Here is a 16,355-nt window from a genome sequence, read left to right as displayed (position 1 = left end):
CTGCTGCCTTGTCATAAAGCGACTGCCGGTGGTTGAGCCTGTCGAAACCGCTCGACACCTATCTCCTGTGCGAGCAAAATGACTGCCATTTGTTAGAGAAGAACCTGTCATGACGATGACCCGCTAACGAGACCCAGGACACCGAGCACTTTCCCTGCGGTGGCCTTCACTCCCTGTTCTTCTGCCTTGCGAGCGGTCATAAAGGCCACCACACCGAAGGCGATCCCAAAAATGAATAGCCCTATAACACCGAAATAATTGAGTTCCGCCGATATCTCTGGCCAAGCACAAATCCTCGGATGTAAGGATCTGCTCATCAACCGACATAGCCCTCCTACTAGTTTTTGGAGATCAGAAAAGTCAGCGAAAGTTAGCCTAACCGCTGCGCACGTTTTCGACATGCTGTGGCTTTAGGACGGGCTTATCGCGCAACAGAGGCATTGACATGTATTTTGTTGCTTCATCAGCTTGGTTAAACGCTGCTCTGCTATGGCAGCAACCAACAGTCTTGTAGGGGGACCGATGGAGTTCGCAGAAAAACTTTCCGCTTTGGCAGCAAAGGTGCGCCAGCAGCGGGATGTGATCCAAACAGAAGAGGCAACGAAGAACGCGTTCGTGATGCCGTTCATCTCCACCATCCTTGGTTATGACGTTTTCAATCCCTTGGAAGTCGTGCCCGAGTTCATCGCGGACGTCGGGCTCAAGAAGGGCGAAAAGATTGACTATGCCATCGTCAAGGACGGCGAAGTCCAGATCCTGATCGAGTGCAAGAAGTCGACCGAACCGGTGAAAATTGAGCACGCGTCCCAGCTTTTCAGGTACTTCGCCGTGACCAATGCCAGGATCGCAATTCTCACCAACGGCGAGGTTTATCAGTTTTTCACCGACCTGGATGCGCCTAACCGTATGGATGCCAAGCCTTTCCTCGTGCTCGATCTCAACGACATCGACCAGTCACTGATCCCCGAACTGCAAAAACTGTCGAAGGAAGTCTTCGACCTCGATTCAATAATCAGCGCAGCGGGCGAACTGAAATACATCGGTGAACTGAAGCGGACGCTGGCGGCGCAGTTCAAGGAGCCTGAGGATGAATGGGTGAAGTTCCTGACCGGACGCGTTTACCCGGGCCCCTACACCCAAAAGGTGCGGGAACAGTTCACCGCCTTGGTATCCAAGGCGTCAAAACAGTTCTTGAATGACCAGGTCAACGAACGGCTGAAGAAAGCGCTGGGCGCACCCGGCTTCCCGCAAAACGAAGAAGCCGCAGTGGCTGCAACCGTCACCAGCGCTCCCGTCGCCGAAGCAGACCTAGCCGAGGCTGATGGCTTGGAGACGACCTTGGAAGAGATCGAGGGTTACCAGATCGTGCGGGCCATTGTCTGCAGCGAGGTTAAGCCAGCTCGTGTAGTACAGCGCGACGCCAAGTCATACTTTGCAGTTCTACTGGACGACAACAACCGCAAGCCGATTGCGCGCCTGCACTTCAACCGGACGCAGAAGTACATTGGGATCTTCGACGAGAACAAGGAAGAAACCCGAGTACCCATCGCTTCCTTGGAGGAGATCTACGAACACACCGAGGCGCTGCGTGCGAGCGTCAAGAGCTACCTGCAGCCGCAATCCTGACCACTTCTGACTAACAACCCGCACAAGGGGGCGCTGGTGGTATCGGGTTTCGGCAATAAGGACTCTTCAGGTGTGCCTGCCAACAGCCATGACATTCCAGGCGTGAGGCGTTCGCCGAGCGGTCGTATCCCACAGTGGGCGATTGATGAGGCACTCGGCAAGCTTGAGAATCCCGAGCCCTGGCGGACGGCGCCAACACAAGGCGCAGGAAAGAGGCGTCGCTTCCGGGAGACCAAGGCAGGTCGCACCCGTAAGTGGAGACCAGGGGTGGCCACGGTTCTTGGCGTCGGGCTCGTCGTCGGACTCTATTTCGCGCCATCATTGTTCGATCGGTACATCTTGTCGCAGGCTCTGCCCCACTTGCCCGGCTCTGAGGTCCCGCCGCCAGGTTTTGAAGCCGCTTCATCCCCACTTGGTATCCCGCCTGCCAGCACCGGGTCGACGGCGTATGTCCTGCAGGAGTCGCCCGATGCGGACCAGCCGTTTGTGGCCTACGATCCGTGCCGTCCCGTTCACTACGTTGTCCGGACGGACCTGGCACCGCCCGGCACGGACCAGCTCATAGAGGAGGCCGTGTCCGCCGTGTCCGCTGCTTCCGGACTGCAGTTCGTGTACGACGGGATCACGTCCGAAGCACCGACGAAGGGTCGAGAGGCGTACCAGCCTGATCGCTATGGCAAGAGATGGGCGCCGGTCCTGATTGCGTGGTCCACGCCGGAAGAGGCCCCTGAGTTGACGGGAAGAATTGCAGGGACGGGAGGCAGCGCCTCGATCCAGGTTCCGGGTGAGCCCTACGTGTACGTCACGGGCCAGGTACAGCTGGATGCGCCAGGACTGACTGAAACACTGGCCTCTCCGAATGGCCCGGCGTTGATTCGAGCCATCATCATGCACGAACTGGCGCATGTTGTCGGTCTCGGCCACGTGAACGATCCCACGCAGCTGATGTACGAAGAGAACGGCGGGCAACTGGACTTCGGCGACGGCGACCGCGCCGGGCTTGCGCTGCTGGGAACCGGCAAGTGCGTCCCGCGTTTATGAAGTGATGCTCCGCTTAGGGAGGGCCTGCCAGTACCCGTTACAACAGGGACTCCCACAGGCGCCCCGAAAAGTCGTTGACTGGAGGATGGCCGGGCACGCCCCGGCAGCGACGTCATCAACGAGGGAGACATGAATGCATACACGGAGACTTGGGCAGGGCCTGCAGGTTTCGGCTGTTGGCCTTGGCTGCATGGGAATGTCACAGAGCTACGGCCCCAACCCCGGCGACCGGCAGGCGATGATCGGGGTGCTGCGCGACGCCGCCGGGATGGGCATCAACTTCTTTGACACGGCGGAGGTGTACGGCCCGTTCGTCAACGAGGAACTCGTCGGGGAAGCCCTCGCGCCGGTCAGGGACGAGGTGGTCATCGCCACAAAGTTCGGCTGGCGGATCGAGAACGGCAAATCCGTGGGACTCGACAGTTCACCGGAGCGGATCAAACGCGTCGCGGACGAGTCACTCCGCCGCCTGGGCGTCGACACGCTCGGCCTCTTCTACCAGCACCGCGTGGACCCCAATGTGCCTATTGAGGAAGTGGCCGGCACGGTGGGGGAGCTCGTCCAGGCCGGCAAGGTCCGCCACTTCGGGCTGTCCGAGGCCTCGGCTGCCACCATCCGTGCAGCGCACGCCGTCTTCCCAGTGACCGCCCTGCAGAGCGAGTACTCGCTTGGGACACGGGACCCGGAGCCGGAAGTACTGCCAACCCTGGCGGAACTGGGGATCGGGTTCGTGCCCTTCAGCCCGCTCGGCAAGGGCTTCCTCACCGGCACCGTAGATACGTCCACAGAGTTCACGGAAGGTGACGTCCGCGGCACCATCCCGCGCTTCACAGCCGAGAACCGCGCCGCCAACCAGGCCCTGGTGGACCACGTCGCCGGACTGGCCGCCGCCAAGAACGCCACCCCCGGACAAATCGCGCTGGCATGGCTCCTGGCACAACAGCCATGGATCGTGCCGATCCCGGGGACACGCCGTCGCGAGCGCCTCGAGGAGAACGCAGCCGCCACAACCGTGGCGTTGTCCGCCGATGAGGTCGCTGATCTGAATGCTGTCGCCAGCCGGATCGGTGTGCAGGGGAACCGCTACAACGACCTGCACATGGGCCTCGTCGGGCGGTAACGACCTAACGCTCCTCACACGGAAGCGGTCGACGGCGGGAGGTCCCCGCCGTCGACCGCTTCCTGTTTGTTTGGGGGTCACTCCAGCTGATCCCGCTGGCACTCCTAGAACTGCCCAGTGGGGCCGCTGTCCTTGACTTCGCCGCGCCAGCCGCCGGTTTCGGTACCGCGTGATTCGATGAAGGCCTTGAACTTACGCATGTCCGCCTTCACCTGCATCTCGTCGATCTTCAGTGCCGCGCCTGCCTTTTCCGTGACGGTTTCCGGCGCCCATTCGAAATGGACCCTGACCTTCGTGTGATTGGCATCCACCGGCGTGAACCTGATGATGCCGGCATGGGACTTGCCGTCGGTGCTGCGCCAGGCGATCCGGTCGTAAGGCTCCTGGTCAACAATCTCGGTATCGAATTCCCGCTGCACGCCACCCACCTTGGTTACCCAGTGGTTGGTGGTGTCGGTCAGCTGGGTTACGGATTCCACGCCGGACATGAACTGCGGAAAGGATTCGAACTGGGTCCACTGGTTGTACGCGGTCCGCACCGGGACGTCGACTTCAACGGTCTCTTCAACATGTTCCATCTGCTTGCTCCTCATGAGGGACGGCCGCAAGAGCGGACCGGCAGCACTGGCAATCCTGCCAGTCAGGCAGCCGCCACACTTTCACCATAGATCCGGCCGCTACCGGGGTCCAGACCCTAAAATCGCAGGTCGGAGTGGGCGATTTGGCGGCGCCACCCGGTAGATTTGAGCCGATGATTTCCATTGACCGGGACGACCCCACACGCGCCGACGTCCACCAGCTCCTCAGCGAACACCTGGCGGACATGTACGCCACCTCACCGGCCGAAAGCGTCCACGCCCTGGACCACTCCGCCCTGTCCGTACCGTCCATCACGTTCTGGACGGCACGCGAGAACGATGACCTGCTGGGGTGCGGCGCACTCAAGCTCCTGGAATCCCCGTCCGGGCCGGCGATGCACGGCGAGATCAAGTCCATGCGCACTACAACCAGCGCACGCGGCAGGGGCGTGGCTACCCTGATGCTCCGGCACATTCTTGACGACGCCCGCGCCCGAAAGCTTCAGCGCGTCTACCTCGAGACGGGAACCGAGGACTACTTCGCCCCCGCGCGGCGGCTGTATGCCCGGCACGGCTTCACCGAGTGCCCGCCGTTTGCCGGCTACACCCTGGATCCCAACAGCGTTTTTATGGAACTGGGCCTGTAGTTAACTATTCGCTCAAACGGGCATAGTGCTGCCAGGCTTTTTAGGGCAGGTCGCACCACTAAATTCACTTTCCCAGACGTGCCATCTCCTCCCTCATGGCCTGCGCGAACACGTCGCCCCGCACGGCCGACGCGTCGAAGTGGATGCCGCAGCACAGGTTGCCGGCGTAGGAGACCGCCGCGACGCCGAGCCGCACGTTGCCGGCGAGAACCGCAACCGGCCAAAGCGCGACGACCGGAGCCCCAGCGAGACGGAACATTCCTTCCGGGCCCGGCACGTTGGTGACGAATCCGGCAACCAGATGCTGCCGCCGGGCGAGGTGGTCCATGATGCGCGCGCCAACTGGGCCGCGCATAAACTCCAGGGTGCCCTGGTCCCTTGCCTGCGGCTTCTCCTTGCGGGTCTGCTCGGCTACGAGCCGCAGACGCTCGTCGGGGTCGGGCTCGCCGAGTGGCAGCTGCACAAGCATGACTCCCACCTGGTTCCTGGCAGTCCCGATGCGGCGCAGCGCCACCGGCTCCGACACCGGCAGCAAAGCGGGGACCGGCTCGCCGGCAGCCATCAAGACCGCCCGGAAGCCGGACGCCGTTGCGGCCAGCAATGCATCGTTCACCGTGGCACCCCGCGGACGCACCGCCGTCTCGAGGGCTTCGATTTCTGCCTGCAGGAAAGCGACGCCGCGGTGCCCGCTGCGCTCACCGAGCAGCACCGTGCCGCCCACGCCATGGCCCCACACGGTTTTTCGGATGCGGCGCAGGCCGGTCCTAACCCGGCGCAGGGTTCGGCGTGGATCCCTTCGCGGTTGGTGCTGCGGGGCCTCCGCGGGCCCTTGGGCCTGCGGCTTATTCCCCGCCTCCTCCCCCGGTTCGCCGGGATCGAAGAGCTGCTGCACGATCACTGCTGCGGTTATCCCGTCGGCCACCGCGTGATGGATCCGCAGCACGACGCCGAGTTCCCTGTCAGTAGCACCCGGTACCAGCAGGATCTCCCACAACGGACGGTCCCTTGCGAGCGGCTGGCTCATCAGCTCGGCGCATTTGTCCTGGAATTCCCCAAGACCATGGACGGGGTCTATGAGGCGGATGTGGCGCTCGACGTCGGGCTCAGATTCAATCCAGTGATGTCGGCCGCCCACCTGGACAGTTCTTTTGCGCAACGCCGGCAACTCCGCAATCCGCTCGCGGAGGACCGCCCGCAGCTCTGCAATGTCCGGGGTGCCGTCAGGAGCCAGGAAACCGCCCGGCCCGAGGAGACAGGCGGCCAGGAACACGTTGACCTGGCCCGCGTGGTCGAGCACCAGGTTCGCTTCATCAGCCGGGGCCAGCTTTTGCGTCGCCGGGTGCATCTCTTGACAGTAACCGTGAAGTACCCGGCCTGTCAGGTGCGTTCGGCGAAGACCTGACGTCACACAACGCGACAGCATCCCGCTCCGGACAGGCAACGGCCTACCCTTGACAGGTGACTTTGACTAAGATGCGCACCGCCGCCGCGAGCTCGCTCGCCGCCGCCGGTCTCCTGTTTTCCCTCGCCGCCTGCTCCTCGCCGGCCGCCACCCAGCCAACCACCTCTGCACCGGCTTCCACGGCAGCGGCTTCAGCCAGCGCCGACGCCGGACCCTGCGAAGGCGTGAAGGTCATCGTGGATTCGGGCGCCCTCAAGCAGGATGCCGCCGACACCTCCGTTTGCGTGGATGTGGACGAGCCCACCATAGCTTCCGAGATTCTCGACAAGGCTGACGTGAAAACCGAGGGCACCGAGCAGTACCCCACCGAACTGGTCTGCCGCGTGAACGGTGTCCCCGCCGCGGACTTCGACATTATCCACAAGGCCGGCACGTACCGGGAAGAATGCAAGGGGATGCCCGCCGCCTTCGCCTACTGGTCCCTCTGGGTGAAGCCCGCCTCCGGTGACTGGGCCTATGCCCAGGAAGGCCACGCCACCCTGAAGGTGAGCCCCGGCGAGAGCCTGGAACTGCTCTACACGGTCGACGGCGAACCGGCCGCCCCCAAGGCATGACCTTCCGACCCGCGCCGTTACGCGCCGCGGCGGCCCTGGCCGCCATCTTCGTCGCGGCGCGGGTCATCTACCGCATCCTTTTCCACGGGACGGCCATTGGCGGGCCGCTCCTTCTGGACTTACCGGCAATCCGGCTGCCTGCCCCGTACGCCCACGTGGTCCTCCTCGGCCCCGTCACGGGATCCGGGCTGTGGGAGGCGGTCCTGTCCGCCCTGCCGATCGCCGGAGTCATCCTCGGGTTCGGCCTGCTCAACGCCTTCGTGGACGCGGCGCGCGGCTTCGTGCACCTGGCCCGGCGCGGCCCTGTGCAGGGTTTGGCCCGGACGCTTGTGGTGGCGTGGGCGGCGCTTCCGGCACTGGCCGACGCCGTCGCCTCCGTGCGTCTGGCCTTCCGGCTGCGGGGTGAAAAGTTTGGAGCACGCGCCCTGGTGCCCGTGCTCGAGCGCACCCTTGAGCACGCAGGCCGGGTTGCCGCAGCCTTGGAGTTGCGCGGCTTCGGGAGCCGGGCGGCACACCACCCCGGCCAAAGCACCGAAGAGCCGGTCCTGATCCGGGACGCACAGTTCCGCATTGGTGACGCGCGGGTGGCTGTGGCGGAATTCAAGCCGCCGTGCGGCTCAATAAACGTCATTACCGGGCCGACGGGCTCCGGCAAGTCCACCATCCTGCGGGGCATCGCCGGTCTCCTCTCCCACGTTGACGGCGGACAGATTTCTGGCACCGTGACCGTTGGCGGAACGGACCGTGCCGCCGCCCCGCCCCGCGACACCGCCCGCCACGTCGGCGTCGTCCTGCAAAATCCCCGTGCCGCATTCGCCAGCGCCCGGGTCCGGGACGAGATCTCCCTCGCCCTTGAGCTGCGCGGCGTGCCATCCGCTTCCGCCAAGGCCCGCGTGCTGGAGGTCGCCGGGCGTATCGGGGTGACGGACCTGCTGGACCGGAACCTCAGCACCCTCTCAGCCGGCGAGGCAACACTCGTCGCCATCGCCGCCGCCGTGGTGGATCATCCGGCCCTGCTGCTCGTGGATGAGCCACTGGCCGACCTCGACACCGCCGCCCGCGGACGCGTCATCGCCGTGCTTCACGCCCTCGCCCGCGACGCCGGCGTCTGCGTCATTGTGGCGGAACACCGCGCGGAAGCACTCCTACCGGTGGCCGATTCCTGGTCGACCATCGACGACGGCGCCCTGGTTCCTGGTGCTGCGCCCGCACCTTCGCACCCTCTTGAGGCGCGTCCGACGCCAGCAGAGCCAACGGACCTCGCGCCTGTACTGATGGCGATAAACCTCGCGGTCCATCGCAAGGGCCGGCCGCTCGTGCGCGACGCGTCCCTGACCCTGCACCGCGGTGAAGTGGTGGCCCTGGTGGGGCCGAACGGGGCCGGGAAGTCGTCCCTCCTCGTGGCGCTCGCCCTCGGTGAAGGCACGGCGAGTGAAGGAAAGGGCGGTCCGAAAACGTACGACGGCGGCAGGGTCGACGGCGGCCGCGTCGCCCTGGTGCCGGATGCCTCGGACGACCTCTTCACCAGGGATACGGTGGCAGGAGAGCTGCGCGCGGCGGAACGGCGCCTGGCGCGCCGGCAGAAGGGCGGACAGCCGGAGCCGGGTTATGCAGCTTCACGCCTTGCCCGTCTGCGGGGCGACGTCAGCATTCCCATCGGCCACGAGCATCCCCGGGACCTCTCTGCGGGAGAGCGCAGGATCCTTGCCATCACGCTGCAGACCATGGACGACCCCCAGGTCCTCCTGATCGACGAGCCCACCCGCGGACTCGATCCGGCCGCGCGCACAGCAGTCTCCGCAGCGCTGCGTGCAGCGGCGGACGCCGGCACGGCCGTCCTGATCGCCACGCACGACCTCGACTTCGCCCACCGCCTCGGCGCCCGGATCCTCCCGATGCATGACGGCGTCGTACCCTCTTCCGAGCCCGAAACTGCCCCGGCTGTTGCCTCTGCCGCACAGTCCGCCGCAGCACCACGGATCCCAGCACCACTCGTCGACGAACCAGCTGATTTTCACAGTGGGAAGAAGCCCCACCGCATCCGGCTGCCGCGCGGCGTCGAACTCGCAGTCCTCGCGGCCGCAAACCTCCTGGCCCTCGGCGCCTTCTGCTGGCCGTTGCTCGCCGCGGCCCTCCCCCAGGATGCCGCCGCTGCCCTGCCCTATGCGGCGCTGGCCATTGCGCCGTTGGCCGCCGTCGCCGTCGTCGTGTCCCTCGACGGCTCCGTCCGCTCGGCACACACGGTGGCGCTGCTCGGCGTCCTGGCAGCGGTCGGTTCCGCGGTGCGGGTGGCGAGCACCGGCGTCGGGGGCGTGGAAGCCGTCTTTATCCTGCTGATCCTGGCCGGCCGGGCGTTCGGTGCCCGTTTCGGCCTGCTGCTCGGCGCCGCCACGATCGCCGTCTCGAGCGTTTTGTGGGGCGGCGTGGGGCCGTGGACACCGTTCCAGATCTTCGCCTGTGCGTGGGTGGGCGCCGGGGCCGGGCTGCTCCCCCGCCGGGTCCGCGGCAAGGCCGAACTGTGGATGCTGTGCGGCTACGGCGCAGTGGCGTCCTACCTGTTCGGCCTGCTGACCAACCTGTGGTTCTGGCCCTTCGCCGTAGGGGCCGGCACCGGCATCTCGTACGAGCCCGGCGCCCCGCTCGCCACCAACCTCAGCAGCTTCCTGCTCTATTCGCTGGTGACGTCGACGGCGGGATGGGACACGCTGCGCGCCGTCACCACAATCATCGGAATCGTTGTGGTGGGCCGGGCCATCCTCGCCGCGTTCCGGCGGGTGAAGCCGGTCTCCAGCATGGGCAAGCAAGCCGGGAAAGCTTCCTCCACCCACGCCAGGGACCGGCTTCAGCTCAAAGTCTGAGGAACACCCGAAACCCGATGAACGCGACGGGTCCGTGGCCGGAAAGCCGTGCGTATCTGATGCGAATAATTGCTTTAGTGCAGGGCTCCACGGCAGCCCGGCACGTCGCACCGCTTACGTTCCCGAATGGTCAAGAACCGGACAGGCACTTGAAAACAGGATCCTAAGCATGCTTATTATGTTTGTAGCCGAATGCGAACGGCTGCCAACCAGAGGAGGAAACACCATGGGATTGGGCGACAAGATCGAAAACGCCGCCGAGAAAGCCAGCGGCAAGGGCAAGGAAGCGGCAGGCGCGGCCACGGGTGATGAGAGCCTGCGGACCGAGGGGCAGGCCGATCAGGCCAAAGGTGATTTGAAGCAGGCCGGCGAGAAGGTCAAGGACGCTTTCAAGAAGGATTGACCAGCCTGCAACGAGGGGCGCACTCAGCGAACGGGGTGCGCCTTTTGTTGTCTCCGCAACGAGCAGAACAGCGATAGCAAATACCCGCCGGATAAGAACGGCCAGAAACGCCTACGGGAGCCCGCATGACGGAAGTACAGAGGTCGGCGGTAACCGGCCAACTTTTCTGCCGGCGATATCGGCTTCAGGAGCTGGTCGGCCGCGGCGCCGCCGCAGGCGTGTACCGGGCGCTGGATGAAGCCCTGGGCCGGGAAGTGGCGCTTAAGGTCTTCTCCAAGGAGGGCGGCGAGCCCGAGTTGCTGGCCCGCCAGGACGCTGAGATTCGGATCCTTGCCTCCCTGATCCATCCGTCCCTGGTGACTTTGTTCGACGCCGGCACCGATCCGGACACGGAGCGGAGCTTCGTGGTGATGGAGTACGTGCCCGGCCCTGACCTCCGCCGTCATCTGCGGGACGGGCCCATGGACCCCGCCGAGATCGCCAAGGTGGGCTCGGATCTGGCAGCTGCCCTGGACTACGTCCACAGCCGCGGCGTGATCCATCGGGACCTCAAACCGGGGAACGTGCTTCTCTACAACCCCCGGCCCGGCCAGCCCTATACGCACTGGCGGGCCAAGCTCGCCGATTTCGGAATCGCCCGGATGATGGAGGAGGACCACCTTACGGGGCCAGGCCGCATGGTCGGCACTGCCGCGTACCTAAGCCCAGAGCAGGCTCTCGGCGAGGCTTTGAACGGTGCAAGCGACGTCTATTCCCTGGGTCTGGTACTGCTGGAATGCTTCACACGCCAGGTTGAGTTCCCTGGCAACCAGATCGAATCGGGCGTGGCGCGGCTCCAGAGGAGCCCCGTCATCCCCGACAGTGTTGGCGCAGGCTGGGAGGCCCTGCTAACTGCGATGACTGCCCGGCAACCCGCCGACCGGCCAACCGCGGCAGAAGCAGCGAACACACTGCTGCGACTGGCCCTGCAGGTCGACACGCACGCCGCCTCCGTGACAGCTGCTGACATCGAACCTACGGAGCGGAACGTCAGGAGTACAACGACTCCCGTGCCCCCGCCGTTGCCGCCGCATCCGCCAACCGTTGCTGCCCGGCAGTTGCGAAAACCCGGAAAGCGCGCCCGGGCTGCTCTAGCCGCGTCCATCGCGGCGGTCCTCCTCGCCGGAGGCACAGCTGCAACCCTTGGCGGTGAGGGCACGGTCCAGTCGACTTCACCTGCCGGGCCGGCAGTACCGGTGCAAAACAACCCAGTCGATTTTCACCTTGACCAGCTCGAAACCGCCCTCGAGCCCTCCCCTGCTTTCCAGTCCACACTCAACCGGGTGCGCCAGGCGGTGATCAAAGGTGACCTTCAAACTGCCCTCACCCAATTGGACCGGCTGGAAAAGGACGTAAGTGATGAAGCAGTCAGGAACGGGGTGACGTTCGAAAAATACCGGAGCATCACCGAGGCCATCCGCCTGGTCCGCAACGATCTGCAAACACTTCTCACCGCTTCTGCCGGACCCACCGCGGACGCAGTCCCCGCAGCCCCCGGCCCCGCGCCGGTCACAACTGCAGACCCCGTTCCTGTTTCCAATCCCCTTCCCGCGCCCGTCATTACCGTGGAAATCCCGGCCGGCGCACAGGCAGGTGATACTCCTCCGGGGGAGCAACAGGACCAAACCACGAACGAAGAACAAACCACCACAGGTGGAGGCCTCGACAACGAAAAGTCCAAGGCCGGCAAGCCGAAAGATCACGGGGGCGGCAAAAACAAGGACTAACCTACGCTCGGGTCCCGAGCAGGCGCACCCGGCTCCCCTCGGTAGGTGAAATGCAGGGCACCCTCCTGTTGATGAAGTGCTTCAGGCACCCGCGTATTGAGCAGGGGCATTGGCTTCGACTGCCGCGTTCAGTTCCTCAAGGGTCGGTGGGTTCGCTCCGGGGCGCTGTACTGTGATGGCCGCGGCTGCGGCTGCGGTGTGTCCAAGCTGCTCCAGGACAGCCGGGGCGAAGCCTTCGGTTCCTCGGGTCAGGAAGCCCAGTATGAGGGCGGACATGTAGGAGTCTCCGGCGCCGATAGTGTCTGCGACTGTCGTTTTCACGGCAGGGATGTTGATGTTGGCGTCGGCGGATGTGAACTGTGAACCTTCGGCGCCCTTGGTGATGACGGTCAGCCGGGTGCCTATGCCGAGGATGTGTGCCGCGGTTTCGTCCAGGCTTTTCCGGGGGTACAGCCACTGGGCATCCTCATCGCTGAGTTTGACCACGTCGGTGAGGGCCACGAGCTCTTCGAAGATGGCTTTCGCTTCCGTGTGGCTGCCCAGCAGGGCCGGCCGGATGTTGGGGTCGTAGGTGATCATGCAGTGCCGGTGGGCCTGTTCGAGCAGGGCTTTTACCGCGCTGGCGCCTGGGCTAAGAAACGTGGCAATGGATCCCGTGTGCAGGATTTTGGGGAAGTACGCGGGCGGCGTGGGGGCCAGATCCCAGGAGATATCGAAGTCATATGTGGCGGAGCCGTCCGGTGCGAGGGTCGCTGTTGCAGACGGCGTCCGGGTGAGGGATTTTGAGCCGGGTAGAAGTGTAACTCCTGCGCTTCGGAGATGGTCTTCAATGGCGGTTCCCCGGGCGTCCGGGGCGATAGCCGTGAGCAGACCTGTGGTGACGCCAAGGCGGCCGAGTCCGTAGGCGACGTTGGCCGGCGAGCCGCCGGGGTGTTCCACCTGGCCGTCTGAGGTGGTGACCACGTCGATCAGCGCTTCGCCTACGACAGTGACGTCAAGCGTCGGGTGAGCGTCGGGCCGGGCTGTTGTGAGGTAATCCATGGTCTGTCTCTCGTGGGGATCTGATGGGGTGGGGGCTGTTCAGGCTGTTCAAGCGACGTCAGTCCGCGGACCGGTAACCGGTGCGCGGACTGACGTAAGGGCAGCAGTTGGTTAGGCGCTGGCTGCGCCCGTCATGATCGCAACTGCTTCGGTCATGTTGTGGGTTTGAGGCGTGATCGTGGCCGCGCATTTGCCGAGGCGCTGGATGTGGATTCGGTCTGCCACATCGAAGACGTGGGGCATGTTGTGGCTGATGAGGATGACCGGCAGGCCGCGGTCCCGGAGGTCCCGGACCAGTTGCAGGACCTGGTTGGATTCGCGCACGCCCAATGCCGCCGTCGGCTCATCCAGCACGACAACCTTTGAACCAAACGCCGCGGCGCGGGCAACGGCGACAGCCTGGCGCTGGCCGCCGGACAGGTTCTCCACGGGGACGGTGACGTCCTGGAGGGTGGAGATGCCGAGCCGGGTGAGCTCGTCCTTGGCTTTGCGGCGCATTCCCTTCGTGTCAAGGACGCGGAAGAGTTTGCCCAGCGGACCGGGGAGCCGCTCTTCCCTGCCGAGGAACAGGTTTGATGCCACATCGAGTGCCGGCGACACCGCAAGGTTCTGGTATACGGTCTCGATGCCGTGGGCGCGGGCGTCCTGCGGCCGTTTGAAGTGCACCGGCTGTCCTGAGACGAAGAGTTCGCCGGAATCCGGGACTTCCGCCCCGGTGAGGCATTTGATCAGGGTTGATTTGCCCGCGCCGTTGTCGCCGATGACTGCCAGGACTTCGCCCGGGTAGAGGTCAAGGCTGACGCCGTCCAGGCCGACGACGCGGCCGAAGGTCTTGACGAGGTTCCTCGCCTTCAGGATGGGTTCGCGGGTGGCGGTGTGGGTGGCTGCTGATTCTGTCATGGTCATGATTTGACCTTTCGGATCCACTGGTCGATGGACACAGCGAGGATGATCAGGACGCCCACCGCTAGGGTCTGGTACAGAACGTCCAGGCCTGCGAGGGAGAGTCCGTTGCGGAAGACGCCGACGATCAGGGCGCCGAGGAGGGTTCCCCAGACGGAGCCGCGGCCGCCGAAGAGGCTGGTTCCGCCAATCACGACGGCGGTGATGGAGTCCAGGTTCAGGTCCACACCGGCGTTGGGGCTGGCTGCGTTGGTACGGCCGATCTGGATCCAGGCGCCGATGGCCAAGACGGCGCCGGCGGCGAGGTAGACGCTCATGAGGACTTTGTTGACGGCGATGCCGGCCAGGCGGGCGGCTTCCTTGTCATCGCCCACGGCGTAGACGTGCCGGCCCCAGGCGGTTTTGCCCAGGATGAATGCGATGGCCACGTAGAGCAGAAGCATCACGACGACGCCTGTTGAGATGCGCACCGGCCCTACGGGGAAGGTGCTGCCGGTCCAGGTCAGCAGGTCAGGCATGGCCGAGCCCCGCACGGTGGCCCCGTTGGAGTAGAGCAGTGTCAGGGCGATGAAGATGTTCAGCGTGCCCAGGGTAACGATGAAGGGTGGGAGCCGGAACCTGGTGACCAGGAATCCGTTCAGGGCTCCTGTCGCGAGTCCGACCACCAGCCCTGCGAGCAGGGCAACAGGGGCGGGCAGTCCGTTGTTGACGGCGAGCTGGGCCACGACCATGGAGGAGAGGATCATGACGGCGCCGACGGACAGGTCGATGCCGGCCGTGAGGATGATGAGTGTCTGGGCGATGGCCAGGGTGCCGACGACGGAGACCTGCTGGGTAATCAGTGAGAGGTTTTCGACCCGCAGGAATCTGTCATTGAGCAGGCCGAACACGACCACCGCGATCAGAAGGACAAGGGCGGGGCTGACGGCGGGGTAACGGTGGAGGATGTTGCGGATGCGGCTGAGCGGGGTCTGGCGGTCAAGGAATTCCTCGGCCAGGTCGGCATGCCCGGCGCTGGGCGGGCCGGCGGTCTGTTGCTGGGTCACGGTTGGTCCTGATCTTTGGTGATGGTCGCTGGGGCGTAGCTAACGCGGAAGTGGTGCGCCGGGGAGGCCGGAGCGGAGCACGGCCTCCCCGGACGGATAGCGGGGTTACTTACCCCAGCAGATCTCGGAAGCTTCGGTGGTGGTGATGCTCTTGATGCCGTCGGCCGGCTTGTCGGTGACGAGCTCGACACCGGTGTTGTAGAAGTCCAGGCCTTCGGAGTTCGCGGGCTTGTTCCCGGTCTTGGCCAGGTCCACGATCGCCTTTACGCCGAGTTCGGCCATCTTCACGGGGTACTGCTGTGCCGTGGCACCGATGACGCCGGACTTGACGTTATTCACGCCAGTGCAGCCGCCGTCGATTGAAACGACGAGCACGTCTTTGTCCTTGCCGGCCGACTTCAAGGCCTCGAATGCTCCCGCTGCTGCAGGTTCGTTGATGGTGTAGATGACGTTAATGTCGGGATTGCTCGACAGGAGGGTTTCCATGGCCGTCCGGCCGCCGTCTTCGGCACCCTGGGAGGCCTGGTTGCCGACGATTTCGTAGTCCCCGCCCTTGCCGCCGGTGTACTTTCCGGTCTTGGCCTCATCACCGTTCTTCTTGGGATCGGCAGTATCGATGCCGAGTCCGGTCAGGAAGCCCTGGTCGCGGTTGTAGTCCACGGAAACGACCTTGTCATCGAAGAGGTCAACGAGGGCGATGGTGGCCTTCTTGCCGTCCAGCTGTGCTGCCGTCCACTTGCCGATCAGCTCGCCGGCGGCGAAGTTGTCGGTGGCGAACGTGATGTCTGCAGCGTCGGCGGGGTCCGGCGGGGTATCCAATGCGATAACGAACAGGCCGGCGTCCCGGGCTTTCTGCAGCGCGTCCACCACAGAGGGGCCGTTGGGCGTGATGAGGATGCCCTTGTCACCCTTGGAGATGGCGTTTTCGATTGCCTGGATCTGCGTATCTTCGTCGCCGTCAGCCTTGCCGGCGGCCAGTTTGAGGTCTACACCGTCAGCCTCTGCGGCTTTCTTCGCTCCGTCCTGCATTGAAACAAAGAACGGGTTCGTCGTGGTCTTGACGATCAGGGAGACGCCGACTTTTTCGCCTGACGTGCCTTCGCTGGCACCCGGCGCGGTGGAACTTCCTCCACAAGCCGACAGGCTAAGCGTTCCTAAGGTCAGGGCCGCTCCTGCCGCAAAGATGCGGGTGGCGGTTGCAAGGTGGGACTTGGAACTCAACATTGAATCTCCTGGTGTTTGAGGCCTCCATGGCCTCGACAACGATGTCATAGACGAGGTAAGCAGGATCACACGCTAGAGTCAATAGC

Annotated in this window: 14 protein-coding genes; 8 read left to right on the top strand and 6 right to left on the bottom strand. The window is 64.6% G+C overall.

All coding sequences use genetic code 11. From position 1 onward, the window contains the following. Positions 1-522 precede the first annotated feature (522 nt). The 3 genes from AC5RWA_RS00145 (at position 523) to AC5RWA_RS00135 (ending at position 3,787) form a co-directional block, all read left to right on the top strand. Positions 523-1,626 carry a type I restriction endonuclease gene (locus tag AC5RWA_RS00145; RefSeq protein ID WP_079595114.1) on the top strand — a complete coding sequence of 368 codons (1,104 nt, stop codon included), beginning with the start codon at positions 523-525 and terminating at the stop codon, positions 1,624-1,626. Positions 1,627-1,986: 360 nt separating this feature from the next. Then, a complete protein-coding gene (locus AC5RWA_RS00140; RefSeq protein WP_494056079.1) occupies positions 1,987-2,667 on the top strand; it encodes a peptidase in 681 nt (226 codons plus the stop codon). A 133-nt stretch (positions 2,668-2,800) separates the two neighbouring features. Then, entirely contained in the window at positions 2,801-3,787 is a 987-nt protein-coding gene (locus tag AC5RWA_RS00135; RefSeq protein WP_494056078.1) for an aldo/keto reductase, read from the top strand. Positions 3,788-3,891: 104 nt separating this feature from the next. On the opposite strand, the gene AC5RWA_RS00130 is transcribed toward AC5RWA_RS00135, so the two are convergent. Next, positions 3,892-4,365: an SRPBCC family protein gene (locus AC5RWA_RS00130; RefSeq protein WP_494056077.1), complete on the bottom strand. Its 474-nt coding sequence runs from the start codon at positions 4,363-4,365 to the stop codon at positions 3,892-3,894. A 173-nt stretch (positions 4,366-4,538) separates the two neighbouring features. Between AC5RWA_RS00130 and AC5RWA_RS00125 the strand changes: the two genes are divergently transcribed. Beyond that, on the top strand, positions 4,539-5,012 hold the full coding sequence (locus AC5RWA_RS00125; protein ID WP_494056076.1) for a GNAT family N-acetyltransferase: 474 nt from the start codon (positions 4,539-4,541) through the stop codon (positions 5,010-5,012). Positions 5,013-5,076: 64 nt separating this feature from the next. Here AC5RWA_RS00125 and AC5RWA_RS00120 read toward each other — a convergent pair whose 3' ends face one another. Further along, entirely contained in the window at positions 5,077-6,357 is a 1,281-nt protein-coding gene (locus AC5RWA_RS00120) for a wax ester/triacylglycerol synthase domain-containing protein (protein ID WP_494056075.1), read from the bottom strand. 113 nt (positions 6,358-6,470) lie between these two features. Between AC5RWA_RS00120 and AC5RWA_RS00115 the strand changes: the two genes are divergently transcribed. The 4 genes from AC5RWA_RS00115 to AC5RWA_RS00100 all read left to right on the top strand — a co-directional run bounded on the left by AC5RWA_RS00115 (position 6,471) and on the right by AC5RWA_RS00100 (position 12,055). After that, on the top strand, positions 6,471-7,028 hold the full coding sequence (locus tag AC5RWA_RS00115) for a hypothetical protein (protein WP_494056074.1): 558 nt from the start codon (positions 6,471-6,473) through the stop codon (positions 7,026-7,028). Continuing rightward, on the top strand, positions 7,025-9,886 hold the full coding sequence (locus tag AC5RWA_RS00110; RefSeq protein WP_494056073.1) for an ATP-binding cassette domain-containing protein: 2,862 nt from the start codon (positions 7,025-7,027) through the stop codon (positions 9,884-9,886). The genes AC5RWA_RS00115 and AC5RWA_RS00110 overlap by 4 nt, the downstream gene beginning before the upstream one ends. A gap of 226 nt (positions 9,887-10,112) precedes the next feature. Next, on the top strand, positions 10,113-10,289 hold the full coding sequence (locus AC5RWA_RS00105; RefSeq protein WP_494056678.1) for a CsbD family protein: 177 nt from the start codon (positions 10,113-10,115) through the stop codon (positions 10,287-10,289). Positions 10,290-10,414: 125 nt separating this feature from the next. Next, positions 10,415-12,055, top strand: a complete 1,641-nt coding sequence (locus AC5RWA_RS00100) for a serine/threonine-protein kinase (protein ID WP_494056072.1) — start codon at positions 10,415-10,417, stop codon at positions 12,053-12,055. A gap of 81 nt (positions 12,056-12,136) precedes the next feature. Here the strand turns inward: AC5RWA_RS00100 and AC5RWA_RS00095 are convergent, their stop codons facing one another. The 4 genes from AC5RWA_RS00095 to AC5RWA_RS00080 all read right to left on the bottom strand — a co-directional run bounded on the left by AC5RWA_RS00095 (position 12,137) and on the right by AC5RWA_RS00080 (position 16,269). Then, on the bottom strand, positions 12,137-13,096 hold the full coding sequence (locus AC5RWA_RS00095; RefSeq protein ID WP_494056071.1) for a carbohydrate kinase family protein: 960 nt from the start codon (positions 13,094-13,096) through the stop codon (positions 12,137-12,139). 111 nt (positions 13,097-13,207) lie between these two features. Continuing rightward, a complete protein-coding gene (locus tag AC5RWA_RS00090; protein WP_494056070.1) occupies positions 13,208-14,002 on the bottom strand; it encodes an ATP-binding cassette domain-containing protein in 795 nt (264 codons plus the stop codon). Then, positions 13,999-15,045 (bottom strand): ABC transporter permease, encoded by a 1,047-nt coding sequence (locus tag AC5RWA_RS00085; RefSeq protein WP_079595136.1) that lies wholly within the window; start codon positions 15,043-15,045, stop codon positions 13,999-14,001. The genes AC5RWA_RS00090 and AC5RWA_RS00085 overlap by 4 nt, the downstream gene beginning before the upstream one ends. A gap of 105 nt (positions 15,046-15,150) precedes the next feature. Then, on the bottom strand, positions 15,151-16,269 hold the full coding sequence (locus AC5RWA_RS00080) for a substrate-binding domain-containing protein (RefSeq protein ID WP_494056069.1): 1,119 nt from the start codon (positions 16,267-16,269) through the stop codon (positions 15,151-15,153). Positions 16,270-16,355 lie beyond the last annotated feature (86 nt).

The organism is Arthrobacter sp. 210 2 (assembly GCF_059093025.1).
This window is presented reverse-complemented; position numbering and strand designations above follow the sequence as displayed.

Bases quoted from the DNA above. Each gene is read 5' to 3' on its own strand.
- AC5RWA_RS00145 (WP_079595114.1), top strand. From the start codon at position 523: ATGGAGTTCGCAGAAAAACTTTCCGCTTTGGCAGCAAAGGTGCGCCAG.
- AC5RWA_RS00135 (WP_494056078.1), top strand. From the start codon at position 2,801: ATGCATACACGGAGACTTGGGCAGGGCCTGCAGGTTTCGGCTGTTGGC.
- AC5RWA_RS00130 (WP_494056077.1), bottom strand. From the start codon at position 4,365: ATGGAACATGTTGAAGAGACCGTTGAAGTCGACGTCCCGGTGCGGACC.
- AC5RWA_RS00125 (WP_494056076.1), top strand. From the start codon at position 4,539: ATGATTTCCATTGACCGGGACGACCCCACACGCGCCGACGTCCACCAG.
- AC5RWA_RS00120 (WP_494056075.1), bottom strand. From the start codon at position 6,357: ATGCACCCGGCGACGCAAAAGCTGGCCCCGGCTGATGAAGCGAACCTG.
- AC5RWA_RS00110 (WP_494056073.1), top strand. From the start codon at position 7,025: ATGACCTTCCGACCCGCGCCGTTACGCGCCGCGGCGGCCCTGGCCGCC.
- AC5RWA_RS00105 (WP_494056678.1), top strand. From the start codon at position 10,113: ATGGGATTGGGCGACAAGATCGAAAACGCCGCCGAGAAAGCCAGCGGC.
- AC5RWA_RS00100 (WP_494056072.1), top strand. From the start codon at position 10,415: ATGACGGAAGTACAGAGGTCGGCGGTAACCGGCCAACTTTTCTGCCGG.
- AC5RWA_RS00095 (WP_494056071.1), bottom strand. From the start codon at position 13,096: ATGGATTACCTCACAACAGCCCGGCCCGACGCTCACCCGACGCTTGAC.
- AC5RWA_RS00090 (WP_494056070.1), bottom strand. From the start codon at position 14,002: ATGACCATGACAGAATCAGCAGCCACCCACACCGCCACCCGCGAACCC.
- AC5RWA_RS00080 (WP_494056069.1), bottom strand. From the start codon at position 16,269: ATGTTGAGTTCCAAGTCCCACCTTGCAACCGCCACCCGCATCTTTGCG.